The organism is Pseudomonas sp. JV241A (assembly GCF_900275665.1).
Taxonomy (GTDB): domain Bacteria; phylum Pseudomonadota; class Gammaproteobacteria; order Pseudomonadales; family Pseudomonadaceae; genus Aquipseudomonas; species Aquipseudomonas wadenswilerensis.
This window is the reverse complement of the sequence record NZ_OPYO01000033.1, coordinates 375,162-389,525: the sequence shown is the minus strand read 5'-3', so window position 1 is coordinate 389,525 and position 14,364 is coordinate 375,162. Positions and strand designations below refer to the sequence as shown.

The following is a 14,364-nucleotide window of genomic DNA, read 5'->3' as shown; positions in this document are numbered from 1 at the left end:
TTGGGACATCACCATGGTCTGACATCGAGACGGCGAACATGGACTCCAGTCAATCATCCAGGATTACGCCTGAATCGACCTCCACTTCACCACCGCTCAAATTCAACCTGAGCTGGGGGCTGCTAGCGATTGTAATGACCGTTGCAGCCGGCGTCTTGGCTCACTGGCAACCACCCTACCCTTACCCGGCCACCCCCGTTTCCGAGCGAAGCTGGATGGAACGACTGCTGTACCCCCGCGAGGCGAATGGTGAGTTACGGCTATGGCAACCTGCCCGCAAACTCAACTCCATCGCGGCCTCCGCAAATGGGCAATACCTTCTGGCTGTTGGCGACAGCGGCGCCGCCCTGTTCTCTGACGATAGCGGCAGGCATTGGCGCAGCCAGGTCAGCGGGTTGACCGAGAACCTGACATACGCGTGGATCTCCGATGATGGAAAGCAAGGTGGCGCCGTCACATTCTCGGGTTCGGTCTATGAGATGCGCCCTGACAGCGGCGCCTGGACACCAGATACTCGTTCATCTGGAATTCCGATAGGCCCTCCGCAGCTCCCGTCACCATCGCCGTACTTTAACAATCGTTCACCCCGCTGGCCCCAAGGCATGCCACCCGGAACACAGATAGAAAGGTCTCCAAGCAAGGACGCCTCGCAAACCGCCCACGATAGTCTGTGGGGGCTGGTGGTTTCTCCAGTGCCTACCGACTGCAAACACGCATGGGCCATTGGCGACTTTGGCAGCATCGTCACCAGCGAGGACTGCGGGAAAACCTGGAAGGTTCAAGCCAGCGCATTGCCTGGCAGCCTCTTCGCCATAACATTCCTGGCCGATGGCAAACGCGGCTGGGCGGCCGGCTACGCTGGCGTGTTGCTGCGAACCACCGACGCGGGTGAGCACTGGCTGCCGACGGCGGTCACCGACATTCACTCCACGGTGACTTCGATCATGTTCCTCGAAAATGGCCACGGATGGATGGTCACGGAGAATGGGGAATTGCTGTCGAGCACGGATCTAGGGCGCTCCTGGCGCTTGATAGAACCACAACCCCAACTGCCAGGGCTACGCTGCGTCTACTTTCAAGCGGATGGACTGCGTGGCAGGATCACCAATGACGAGGGGGCGTCCTTGTCTACCGCAGACGGCGGCTTGACGTGGACAAGTGTTGCCAGGGACAAGCCTGCGGACCTGCACACCATGACGTTCTCTCCAGACGGCTTGAAGGCCCCTCCCAAAGCAAAGGACGGGACGATGGTGTCCAACGATTGCGGCAGTACCTGGCGCTTGCAGCCCACGCCTGATGTCGAGATAACTGCAACCGCGACCTACAGCACTGGCAACGGCTTTGGCTGGATGGCGGGCGAGGACGGCCAGATGGTTGCAAGCGTCAACGGCGCGGTGCAAAAAAGCTACTCGCCGGCACGCTCCACGCGCTTGGCCATGTGGTTCAGTGACGCCAACAACGGCTGGGCCGTCGGCCTGCACCCTGCCCTCACGCGCACCCGGGACGGCGGTAAAACCTGGGCAATCGTGCCCACTCCGATTCAATACTCCCGCTCCCCTGCGCCGTGGTTCTGGGCCTTGCTGCCGCTGATCGCCTGGATGTGGATGCGTGCATTCCAAACCAGGCGCCCCCCCGTGGAGGAAGGCGTCGCCACCATGGCTGCATCGGATGCGCCAACTCAAGACTTCTGCCAAGACCGCTTGCGCTTCGGCCCACTGGCCAAAGGCATTTCGCGTTTTCTGCGCAACGAGGCCACGGAGCCGCCGCTGACGCTCGCTGTTTCCGGCGACTGGGGTACCGGCAAGAGCAGCCTGATGACGTTGATTTGCAAAGACTTGCGCAATAACGGCTGCCGCCCGGTATGGTTCAACGCCTGGCACCACCAGAAAGATGAGCAGTTGCTCGCCGCATTGCTCAGTGCCGTGCGCGAGCAGTCGCTGCCTTCCTTTTTCGAACCGAGCGGGTGGATATTCCGCTGGCGACTGCTTGTACTACGCACGAAAAGGCATTGGTTCGTGGCCAGTCTGTTGGCACTGTCCGGGGTCTGGTTGGGAGCCTACCTGTCGGCTCACGAGGCAGGTCAATGGCAGTCGCTTTGGACACTGCTCGATAAAGCCTCGGCGACCAAGGAAGATGGGATCACGCTGGCGTTTCTCGGATCGCTGAATCTGGGTCCACTGGCCGCGAAACTGGCAGGGCTGGTCACAGCGTTCGTTGCCTTGCGCAAGACGCTAACCGCCTTCGGCGCGGATCCGGCCGTGTTGCTGTCCAACTCGGTAGAGCAGTTTCGACTCAAGGAAGCGAATGCCCTGACCAGCTTCCGCTCACGGTTCGCCAAGGAGTTCGAGGAGGTCACCCAGTGTTTGCCTGGGCGCCTGGTGGTGGTGATCGATGACCTGGACCGTTGTCGCGCAGAGGCTGTTCTGGAGGTAATGGAGGCCGTCAATTTCCTGGTGTCATCAGGTAAATGCTTTGTCATCTTTGGCATGGCCACCAACCGGGTACAGGCGGCACTGGCGTTGTCCTTTGAAAAGATCGCCCAGGAAATGACCGAACTCGACACCTCCAGCCAAGCGCCGCTCACGGCTGAGGCAAAAGCCGAACTGGAGCGTATGCGGCGACGCAAATACGCCCGTGACTACCTGGAAAAGCTGATCAATCTGGAGATCGCTGTGCCGGATACGCCCAGCGACAAACCGCACTCCTTGCTGGAAGAAACCGCAGACGACTCAACACCACAGACGGCTCTTTTCAAACGGCTGAAAATTGCAGTCACTGCGGTTTTGTGTGCTGCTGCGCTCGGCTATGCATGGCATTCAGGCCAGCACTATCAACTCCCGCTTGCCTCGGCGCAAGCTTACGAAACCACGACAAACAAAACAGCTGCGACACCCCCTGCCAGCGTACCCGACGACAAGAAACAAGGCAGCTCCGCACCGCCTGAAACCAATCTTGACAGCGCCGTCACAGCCAACCCCTTCCCGCCGAACGAAGCGTTGGATACGCGTAACGATATCGCCTTTACGGTCGTATCGATCATCGTGCTGCTGGTTACCACGGGTTTGACCTATGCGCTTTGGCGCTTGCGCCGCACTCTGTACAGGGTGCAGGACTCACCAGCGTTCAAAGCGTCTCTGGTGGCATGGTCACCCTTGGTCCAGAAGCATCGCAGAACACCTCGAGCGCTCAAGCGTTTTGCCAATCGCTTGCGTTACCTGGCGATGCTGCAGCAGGCCCAGCGATTCGATCAGTCCGGTTGGGACATACTGCCAAGGCGTCTAAGGGAGTGGCTAGGGCTGACAGTAGCATCCGAATCTTCGGCGGCCGAAGCCAGTATTGCTGAACACCGGATCGTGGCCCTGGGCGCGCTCTATGAGGTGTTCGGTAGCGACTGGAAGAACTGCGCCAAAGACCATCTCCCCGAGAGTGAACTCGCCGAGCTGGCCAAGTTGTCGATCAAGGCCTACTGTGCGCCAGGCCTGGGGGTCACCTGGCCGCCCTCTGAGGAGGAGATACAGCGTTTTGCCCAATCATTGGCTGGAGTGCGCATTCCTTCTTGATAGCTTTTTCCAACGAATGTCGGCCTCATGGGCAGGGCCAGATCGAACGCCAGTGTTCGACCTGGTGAGGCCCTCCCCCAGCCATCAACGCACCCAGCGCGACTCGCTGCTCTGCAATGCCCCGGCAATGGTGTCGAGGCGGTTGTCCGGCAGGGTCTCGGGCAGCAGATCGGTCCCGGCGCTGACGAACAGCTGCGCGTGGGCATTGCGCAGTTCGGCATAGGCCAGGTCGCGCTTGAGCTGGGTCTGCAGGTTGTTGAGCTCGCCCTGGATCAGTTCCAGCTCACCGATATTCTGCGTCTGATAGCGGTTGCGCAGTTGCTCGGCAATCTGCCCGTCCAGGCTTGCCAGCTCTTCGCTGGTACGGAACTGCCGGGTCGCCTCGTTGAAGTTGGCATTGGCCACATACAGTTGCGCCAGCACCGCCATCGACATTGCCTGGCGACGGGCTGCCGCTACATCCTCACCGGCCTTGGCAACCTTGATCGCAGCCGGTGCCGAGAGCACGTTGAACAGGTTCCAGGTGACCTTGACGCCGTAGTCCGCCCAGCTCTGATTGACCAGGAAGGAGTTGCTGTCGTAATGCCCGCCGGCGGAAAACTCCAGCCCCGGCAGCAAGCGCAGCATGGCCTTGCGGGTTTCTGCCGCGCTGATGCGTGCCTGGTAATCCTGCTCGCGCAGTTCCGGCCGGCTGGCCAGGGCCTGCTGCTCAAGCTTGGCGAAATCGCCTGTGAACTGCGGCAGCGCATAGCCGTCCTGCGGCGCCAGGCTGAAATCGGCGTTCAACGGCAGGTTGATCAAGGCCGCCAGTTCGGTCTTGGCCAGCGACAAGGCGCGGCGCTGCTCTTCCAGCTGGCGCGTCGCTTCGATCAGCGCACGCTGATAGCTGAGCACCTGCACCGGATCGCCCAGGCGCTGCTCGCTCATGTGCTGGCTGTTGTTGCGCGCCTCGGCGATGCGGCCCATGAGGCTGTCGATCTGCGACAGCAGACGCTGCGCCGCTACCGCGCGCCAGTAGGCCGAGCGTACATCCTGGGTGATGGTATGGATGACCTTGCGCCGACGCTCCTGAAGGATCAGGCGCTGGTCGGCCTGCTGCTTGGCGCTGACATAACTGACGCCGAAGTCGAGGACGTTCCAGACCATGGTCAGGTCGGCCACCTCACGATCGCGGTCCTGGGAGGTCGAGGGTTCCAGGGACTGGGTGCCGGTTCGCACACTCTGGCTGCTGGATGCACTGACATTGTTACGCCCGGCATAACCGGCTTCCAGTGCCATGCGCGGCAGCATATCGAAGCTCGCCAGGTCGACCTGGCGCTTGGCCAGCGCTTCTTCCATGACTTTCAGTCGCGCCTCAAGGTTGTATTTCACTGCCCGGGCCATCGCCTGATGCAAGGTCAACGGCCCCCGCAGCGGTTCCTGGTCCTTGAACATGGCGCTGAGATCGGTGCGTGCCCGGTCCTCACTGACCTGTCGGTCGATGGGCTGGCTGGTGACTGCACAGCCGCTGATAGCTAATGCCAAGACGCTGACCCCGAGCAACTTGTGGTTTTTTTTCATCCTTGGGCCGCCCCCTGGTACGGCTTGATCTTGAAAGTGTTGGTGCCGTACATCATGCCCGCGGTCCGATCTGTGTCGGTTGCGCCAGGGCCAGGGCCAACTCGCGTACAGGACGCTGGTCAGCCTCGTTCATTGCCTGCAGCTGCTGGCCCAGGGTCGGTGCCCCGGGGGCACCGCGGCCTTCGCCGCCGCGCCACTGCTTGCCATCGAAAACGCTCAACTCGGTCGCCTCTGACGGTATTTGCCGGGTGAAAATATCCGAGAAGCTGCTACTGCCAAACACCCCGCCATCGCCACCGCCAAAACCCAGGAACCCGGTGCCCGTGCCCTCGCCAGGATTGTTGCTGCTGGCAAATACCTGGGCGATGAAGCTCGGTGCGCTGGCGCCGTTGTGTATGAAGAGGCTACCCAACGGGGCGATTCCGCTGCCCAGCGTGCGCACCTCGAACAACGGCGTCGGCAACAAGGGTGAGGTCGTCGGCTGCGTTGGCAGCAGCGGTACTTGTGGTTGCGCCAAGGTGCTCGGAGGCACGGTGCTCGGCTCGGGGACCTTGATCCGGTACTCCGGGTCGCCGGCATCCTGCGCATTGATGACATAGGCCGGGCCGGTCAGCGACACCGCCAAGGCGTTGCCGGCCTGGTCCTGAATGCCGCTTCCCAGCGCATTCAGGCGCAGGCCAAGGCTGCCCTGGCCGCTGATATTGGCCACACTGATGCGGTAGGTGCGGGCATCGACTTGCACCAGCGACTGCACGCTACCGCTGGCACTGCCGGTGCTGGCCACACTGAAATCGCCGGCGTCCACGCCGCTGACCGCTTCGTCGAAGGTCAGGGTGAAGCTCAGGGTCTGTTCCGCCGTCGGCGAAGGGCCATCGAGGGTGATCGTGCTTGGCCGCGGCGCCCGCGCGTCAATCAGCACCGCACCGGTACTGCCGATGTTGTTGAGTTCAGCCTTGAGGTCATTGCCAAGCGCATCGCGCAGGCTGCCGCCGTTGAGCTCGATGAGCGAGCCGACACTGATGCCGTTGTTGCCCTGTTGGCCGCTGCTGACGGTCATGCGGAACACCAATGCCGTGCTGCCGGAGCCGGAGAGATAATCGGCATAGGCGACCTTGCCGTTGCCCAGGTTGATAGCCAGGCGCGGCAGCCCGTCAGCGGTATCGACCAGCACGGCTTCGTCCAGGTGCACGGTGAAATCCAGGGACTGACCGGCGACATAGGTGCCGCTGGCCGGAACCTCCACCGCCGTCACCGAGGGGGCTACCCGATCGATGCTATAGACACTGCCTTGCAGGCCACCGCTGAGGTCGTTGCCGGCGAGGTCGACGATAGCGGTGCCGCTGTCTTTGAGATCAAGGCGCAGCGTACCGACCCCGGTGAGGCCGTCGACCAGTACGGTGTAGGTGCGGCCGTTGAGTTGGGTCACGCTGGCGATATGCCCGCTGGCCGTGCCGCTGAACATCAGTTCGAAGTCGGGGTTGTCGACGCCGCTGACGCTTTCATCGAAGGTCACGGTGTAACGAACCGAACTGCTGGCGACGGGGCTGACGTCGACCCGCACGATATCGGCCACCTGCGGCGCCACGGTATCCACCCGCACCGACGAGGTGCTGCCCAGGTTGTTGAGCGAAAGATTCAGGCTGTTGCCCGCCCCGTCGCGCACGGCCCCGCCGTTCAGGTCCAGGGTGCCCGCCACGCCAATGCCGTTGGCGTCGTTATTGCCCGCCTGCACGGTGTACTGGAACAGCAGCGCGCCAGTGCCGGAGCCTGACACATAGGTCGCGTGCCGGGTTACCCCGCCGATGTTCAGCAGCAGCCGTGGCGTGCCGGCGGAAGTATCGACGATCACCGCTTCACTGGTATTGACCGTGAAACTCAGCACATCACCGCTGTTGTACGCGCCGGCGGCCGGCACCGCGACCGTGGCCACGCTCGGCACGATGGCATCGACCAACACCCCGCTGGTGCTGGGCAGGCCATTGAGGGGGGTACCGGCATCGTTGCCAAGCCCGTCGCGCAGAGTGGCGCCGTTGAGCTGGAGAGTGCCGGCGACGCTAATGCCATTGCTGTCCAGTTGCCCGCTGGCGACGGTCAGGCGGAACACCAGGGCGGTGCTGCCCGAGCCCGACACATAATTGGCATAGACGGTGCCGCCGGTATCCAGGGTTACGGCAATACGCGGTGTGCCCCCCGTCGTATCGACCACCACGGTTTCGTCGAGGTGGACGGTGAAGTCCAGGTTCTGTCCGGCAACGTAGCTGCCATTACCGGGTACATCGACATGGGTGATGCTCGGCGCGACCCGGTCAATGCTGTAGACAGCGCCAGCCAGGCCACCGCTCAGGCCGTTGCCGGCGGCATCGGCAATGCCGGTAGCGCTGCCATTGAGGTCCAGGCGCACGCTGCCCGCCCCGCTCAGGCCGTTGACCAGTACCGTGTAGGTATGGCCATCGACCTGGGTAACACTGGCGATGCTAGCGGCAGCGCTGCCGGTCAACACCAGGGTGAAATCGGCGACATCCACGCCGCTGACGTTTTCGTCGAACGTCACCGTGTAGCGCACCGAATCGGCAGCGCTCGGGCTGGCATCGACGCGCACGATGCCGGTGGCTTGCGGGACAACGGTATCGACCAGCACCGAGGCTGTACTGCCCAGGTTGTTGAGCGTCAGCGTCAGCGGGTTGGCCGCCGCATCGCCCACGGTTGCGCCGTTCAGGTCCAGGCTGCCCGCCACGCTGATACCGTTGCTGTCGTTGTCGCCGGCCTGCACGGTGTACTGGAACAGCAACGCGCCGCTGCCGGAGCCTGACACATAGGTTGCATAACGGGTCACGCCACCAATGTCGAGCAGCAAGCGTGGCGTCCCCCCGCTGGTATCGACGCTCACCGCTTCACTGGTATTGACCGTAAAGCTCAGCACGTCGCCACTGTTATACGCGCCGGCGGCCGGCACCGCGACCGTGGCCACGCTTGGCACGATGGCATCGACCAATACGCCGCTGGTGCTGCCCACGCCGTTGAGCGTGGGCACTGCAGTGTTGCCGACGCTGTCACGCAAGGCCCCGCCGTTGCTGTCGATGGCACCGGCCACGCTGATACCGTTGCTGTCCAGTTGCCCGCTGGCGACGGTCAGGCGGAACACCAGGGCGCCGGTACCGGAACCGGACAGGTAGTTGGCGTAGACCGTGCCGCCGGTATCCAGGGTGATCGCCAGGCGTGGCGTACCGCCGCTGGTGTCGACCAGCATGTTCTCGCTGAAATTGACGGTGAAATCCAGGTGTTGGCCGGCGACATAGCTGCCATTGGCCGGCACGCCGACACTGGTGACTGTCGGCGCCACGCCATCGATGACGATGCTGTCCTGGCCGCCGATGGAGTTGGCGCCACCCACGGTGGGCAGGGTCAGCACCGCATCGTCGCTATGCACGCTTTTGATCGTCGCGCCGTTGAGGCTCAACGCGCCGGTGGAGGTGTAATCCAGGTCGGCGCTCAGGTCGCCGGCCTGGACTACATAACTGAAGGTCAGGGTGTTGCTGCCGGAGCCCGAAACATAGGACGCCAGGCGGTCGACCAGGCCGGTTTCCAGCAACAGGCTCGGCGCGCCGCCCGTGGTATCGACAACCACCGTCTGGTCGAAGGTGACGGTCACATTGATGACGTCGCCCACCTTGTAGCCGCCATTGGGGTTGCTGACCTGGACGTTGCTCACCAACGGATTGAGCGGGTTCACGTTCAGGTTGATGGTGTCGGTGTCGATCTGCGCGCCGCCGCTACCGTTAAAGCCCTGGTCGTTGCTGATGATCTGCAATGACGCCGGGCCGTTGAAGCCCGGGGTTGGGCTGAAGCTCAGGCCGTTGAGCGCGGCATTGATGCTGGCCAGGCTACCGGTGAAGATCATCGTCGCATCGGCTGACCCGTCACCGGTGGTGAAGATCAGGCCGGCAATCCCGGAGAGCGTGATCAGCCCGTTGTTGGCCACAAGCGTGACCTGCAGCGCACTGCTGCCGGCATCCACGTCACTGATGCTGATCAGGTTGCCGTTACCGGCATTGAACACCAGCACGCTGTCCTGGGCGAAGGACTGGGTGCCTGGTACCGAGTTGAACGGCGCATCGTTGATTGCCGTCACCGCCAGGGTCAGCGTGGTGCTACTCGCCTCGGAGGTACCGGTACCGGAGTTGCCGGGGTCGATGCCGGTGTTGCCGCCGTCGTCGATGGCCACCGTCAGGGTGACGTTGGCGACCGAGTTGGCGGCGGTGAGGAAACTCACCTGGCTGGCGGCGATGAAGGCGTTGATATCGGCCAGGCCGCCCACCAGGGTCAGGCTGCCGGTGCCGGAACCGCTCACCGTAACACCGCTGCCGCTGGTTGCGTTCAGGCTGCCACTGGGCACCGAGAGGACGACCGTGACCGCGCCGCTGCCGGCGTCGACGTCGGTAAAGCTGATGCCGGTGATGGCGCCAGGCTGGTCCTCGTTCACGGCAATGCTGCCCGGCGCGCTGATACTCGGTGCGTCGTTGACCGCCGTGACCTGCAAGGTCGTGATGGTCGAGGCCGTGGCGCTGCTGGCGCTGTCGATGCTCACCATCAGGGTCACATTGGCAGTGGCGTTGCTGGCGGTGGTGAAGCTCAGGTTGCTGCCGGCAATGAAGCTGTTGATATTGGCGATAGTGCCGGTCAGGGTACGGGCCGAGCCCGTGCCACCGACCACCACCCCGCCGCCACTGGTGGCCGACAAGGTACCGGAACCCACCGAGAAGGTTACCGTGGCCGTGCTTGAATCGGCATCGCTGAAGCTGATGCCGGTGACGGCGGTCACCGTGTCTTCGGTGACCGCAAGGGTCACCGGCGCGCTGACCTGCGGCGCGTCATTGATCGCCGTGACGCTGACCGTCTTGGTCGCCACGGTGCTGTCCAGGCTGCCGTCGTTGATCTGGAAGCTGACCGTACGGTTAGCGGTGCTTGGCGCGTCGGACAGGTTGGTGTAGTTCACCGCGCGCAGCGCCGCCTGCCATTGCGCCAGCGTGGCCGAGGCCCCTGCCGAGGTCAGGGTCAGCTCGCCGGTGGCAACGTTGTAGCTGGCGGAGATATTGCCCATGGTCGCCGGGTTGTTGCTAAACGCCAGGCGGTCCTCGGCGGTCTGCAGGTTGCCGGTGATGCTTACCGTGGCGCTGGCCAGGGTGGCGTTGTCGGAATCCGCCAGCGTCAACCCGCTGTCGATGACCACCGGGGTCGAGACGACATTATTGCCTTCGCTGAACGCGGTGGTGCCGCCGCTGGTGGTGACCTGCGGGGCATCGTTGACTGCGGTGACGGTCACACTGGCCGTGTCGCTGGCGACCGAAAAGGCGCCGGTACCGCCGGACAGCGCGGTGTCCACCTTGGTGCCCTGCTGCCCTGCCGTCAGGCCGGACTGGTCCCAGGCCCGGTAGGTCAGGGTGGCCGTGGTGCCATTGGCACCGTCCGGGACGAAACGAACCTTGTCGGTGGCCCGCAACAGCAGTGCGCTGTTGGCTGCCACGCTACCGATGGCGTTCCAGGTGCTGCCGTCGAGGCTGTACTGCCAGGTGCCGTTGCCGCTGGTGAGCCCGGTGATGGCGATACCCTGCAGCGCGCCGCTGTCGACATCGCTGATGCTGGCCCCGACCACGCTGGCAACCGTCTGCCCGGCGTTGTTGATCGCACCGTCGCTCAACGGCGTGAGCGACGGTGCGGCCGGGGTCAGCACCGGTGCATCGTTGAGTGCGGTGACGCTCAGCGTGGCCTGGGCGATACCGCTGGAAAACGCGAGGCTGCCACCATTGCTGCTGGTGTCGGCGGTATTGCGGGTGCTGTTGGTCGACGCCGTGCCGCTGCTCCGGTCCCAGGCGCGGAACGACAGGCTGACGTTCTCGCCATTGCCCTGGTCGGGCACATAGCGCAGGTAGCTGCTGCTCGACAGCAGCAAGGCGGCATTGCCCGCGACTGCGCCCACCGCGTTCCAGGTCAGGCCATCGGTGGAGTACTGCCAGGTGCCGTTGCCGCTACTGCCGGTCAGGGCAATCCCGGACAGCGCACCGGCATCGTCATCTGCATAGGTCAGCCCGCCGAGGATGGTCGAGACCAGCACGCCGGAGGTCGTTGTGTTCTCGTCGGTGCCAGGCAGTGCGTTCGGCCCGCCGGACAGCGTCGGCGCATCGTTGACCGCCACCACCGTCACTGTGCTGGCGATCGCCAGCACCTGGGTGTCGACGCCGCCATTGCTGGTGCCGCCGGTGTCGCGGATGCTGGTCAGGGTCACCACCCGGCTGGTGGTGTCAGGGGCCTGGCTGCTGTTGCGGTAGGCCAGGCCGTCGACCAGGGTCTGAGTCGCCGCCGTGGTGATACCGCCAACCTTGCTCAGGGTCACGGTAGCGGTGCTGCCGGTAATGTTCACCAGGTAGCTCATGCTATTGCTGGCGGTGGTGCCGGTCGTGCCGTTGAGCAGGACAATGGTGGTGCCGTCGACCACCAGCAACTCGTCGCTGCCATTGCCCAGGTTGCCGACCGTGAGGATCAACTGGTCGATATTCTGCCCCGCCTCCAGCGCACTGACGGTGACGCCGCTGAACAGGTCCGCCGCGCCACCGCCCTCGGTAAAGGTCGGGTTGTTCGGCGTCGCCACTACCGTCGGCGCATCGTTGATCGCGGTGATGGCGACGGTGACGTTGGCGTTGCTGCTGGTACCGCCGTCGCCATCGTTGACGGTGACGCGCACGGTCCGGCTGGCGCTGGCGATATCGCCGGTATTGCTGTTGCTGTAGGTCAGGTTGCGCAGCAGCGCTTCGACGCTGGCGGGCGTCGCGCTGGCGTTGAGGCTGATGACCAGGTTGTTGCCCCCGGTGCCGCCGGCCCAGGTGCCGATGGTCACGCCGGCATAGGTGATGTTGCTGCCCGATACGCCGATCTGGCCGGCCCCCAGGCCCTGGTCGCGGACACTGAGCACGTCCTCCCCCGCCACGCCGTTGGCGACGATCGCTACGGTGACATTGCCGCCGTTGAAGTCCGCCGAATCGGCATCGCTGAGGGTGGCATTGCTACCAGCATCGATCAGCACCGCAGTGCCGCCTTCGTTGAAACCGACCGAATCGCCATTAAGGTTGCCGACCACCGGCACGGCATTGCTGAGGGTGGTGAAGTTCAGCGTGGTGTTGTTCTTGATGCCCTTGAAAATCGCGCCATCGAGGTCGGCGAAGGTCTTGCTGTCGAAGCGAATGGCGTAGCCGGTCCCCATCGCCAGGGTGATCGACGGGTCGATGGTCCAGGTCGAGCCGGAACCGGTGATCTGCCCACTGCCGACTGCAATGGTTTCGACAATGGCGTTGTCGGAGGTGCGCACGATATAGAGGTTGCCGCTGCCCTTGACCACACTTTCGTTGAAGGTCAGCACGATGTTGGCCGTGGGCGAAACGTTCACCCCGTTGTCGCTCGGGGTGGAGCTGACCACGATGGGCGGCCGGTCGTTCTGAATGACGTAGGTGCCGGTGGAGGTGTTGATCCCGGCATACAGGTCGACGTCACCGTCGCCGTCGAAATCGGCGACCCGGTAGTTGGTGCCGCTGGTGTCGGTCAGGCTCACGCCGGCAAACGGCGAAGCGGCCTGGGCCATGATGCTGAACGTGCCGTCGCCATTGCTGCGCGCATACTGCCAGGCCGTGCCGTTGCCGCCGGTCTGGTAGAGGATGTCGGTATCGCCGTCGCTGTCGAAGTCGCCCACCACCAGGCGCGCACCAAAGACCGGTGCCGGGAAGGTGGCGCTCGACTGGCTGCTGAAGCTGCCGCCGTCGTTGCGGTAGTAGTTGCCGGTGGCGCCGTTGACCCCGGTGAGGATGTCCAGATCACCGTCACCGTCGAAATCGCCGACCCGGTAGGCGTTGCTGTTGTGGTCGGCGAAGCTCAGGCCGGCAAACGGCGAAGCGGCCTGGGCCATGAGGGTGAAGGTAGCGTTGCCATTGTTGAGCGCATACTGCCACACCGAGCCATTGCCGCCGGTCTGGTAGAGGATGTCGGCGTCGCCGTCGTTGTCGTAGTCGCCCACTACCATGCGCACGGCGAAACTCAGCGACGGAAAGGTGGCGTTCGATTGGCTGCTGAAACTGCCACCGTCGTTGCGAAAGTAGTTGCCTTGGCCGCCGTTCACCCCGACCAGCAGGTCGATATCGCCATCGCCGTCAAAGTCCTCGGCGAACACGTTGTTACCCGCAGTGTCGCCCAGGCTCAGGCCGGCAAAGGGCGAGGCGGCCTGGGTCAGGAGGGTAAAGGTGCCGTCGCCGTTGCTGCGCGCATACTGCCAGGCCGTACCGTTGCCGCCGGTCTGGTAGAGGATGTCGGCATCGCCATCACCGTCAAAATCGCCCGCCACGGTACGCACACCGAACAGCGGCGCCGGAAAGGTAGCGGTAGAACCGGAGCTGAAGCTGGTGGCCAGCAGGCTCTGGTAGCCGCTCAACTGGGTGCCCAGGGAGGCGCTTTGCAGCACCCCGCTGCTGCGCTCCAGGGTCCAGTTGCCGCCCAGGGCCTGGGCCCCGGTGTCATCGACGGAGGCCGCGATATCGGCGCCGGTCAACGCCGCCAGCTGATCGACGAACGCCTGGCCGGCGCTGTCCTTGCCGACGCGACAGCCATACAGCATCAGGTCGCCATCGGCCTTGAGCGCCGAGCCGATGCCTTGCAGGACTGCGCTGTGCTCGGCCAGGTTGCTGCTGTCGAGCCAGACATTGCCGAGCTGTACGGTGCCCGATGCCCCGTGGGACAGCAGGTGGATGGTATCCAGGCCGTCGCGCCCTTTCAGGTAGTCGGCCATCTGTTGCAGGCCGTCCTTGCTCGGGTCGAGGATTACCACCTCGGTGCCGGCAGGCAGGCCGTTGATTAACTGTTGCGAGTCCTTGACCTGGCCATCGACGAACACCACTTCGTGGCGTTGTCCGGCCTGTTGGCTGCCAATGTCGGCGGAGGCCGGCGCAGCCTGTGCGTTGTGCTCGGCAGAAGCGCTGTCCTTGGCCGGCTCGGCTGTCGCCTCGGCCACGGCCTCCTGGGCAACGACCGCCACGGAGGCATCGAACATGATCCGCGGCTCCAGGGCGAACAGCAATGGTGCCTGGCCGCTGCCCGCAAGTGGCGTGGATTGCTGCGCCGCCTGACGCTTGAATCGCTCGATGAACTTCATGCCCCGCCTCCTGCTGTGCAACCGCCCTGCCCACAGGCAGCAAACGGTGGAAAGTGGCGG

General features: G+C 64.0%; 3 protein-coding genes. 1 reads left to right on the top strand and 2 read right to left on the bottom strand.

The window, feature by feature from the left end; translation table 11 throughout:
- The first annotated feature begins 215 nt into the window (after positions 1-215).
- Complete coding sequence (locus tag JV241A_RS23365; protein WP_166675739.1) at positions 216-3,560, top strand: P-loop NTPase fold protein; 3,345 nt, start codon at positions 216-218, stop codon at positions 3,558-3,560.
- An 84-nt stretch (positions 3,561-3,644) separates the two neighbouring features.
- On the opposite strand, the gene JV241A_RS23360 is transcribed toward JV241A_RS23365, so the two are convergent.
- Together JV241A_RS23360 and JV241A_RS23355 are read right to left on the bottom strand one after the other, a co-directional pair.
- A complete protein-coding gene (locus JV241A_RS23360) occupies positions 3,645-5,120 on the bottom strand; it encodes a TolC family protein (protein ID WP_134064685.1) in 1,476 nt (491 codons plus the stop codon).
- 52 nt (positions 5,121-5,172) lie between these two features.
- Entirely contained in the window at positions 5,173-14,304 is a 9,132-nt protein-coding gene (locus JV241A_RS23355) for a DUF4347 domain-containing protein (protein ID WP_134064683.1), read from the bottom strand.
- Positions 14,305-14,364: the final 60 nt, after the last annotated feature.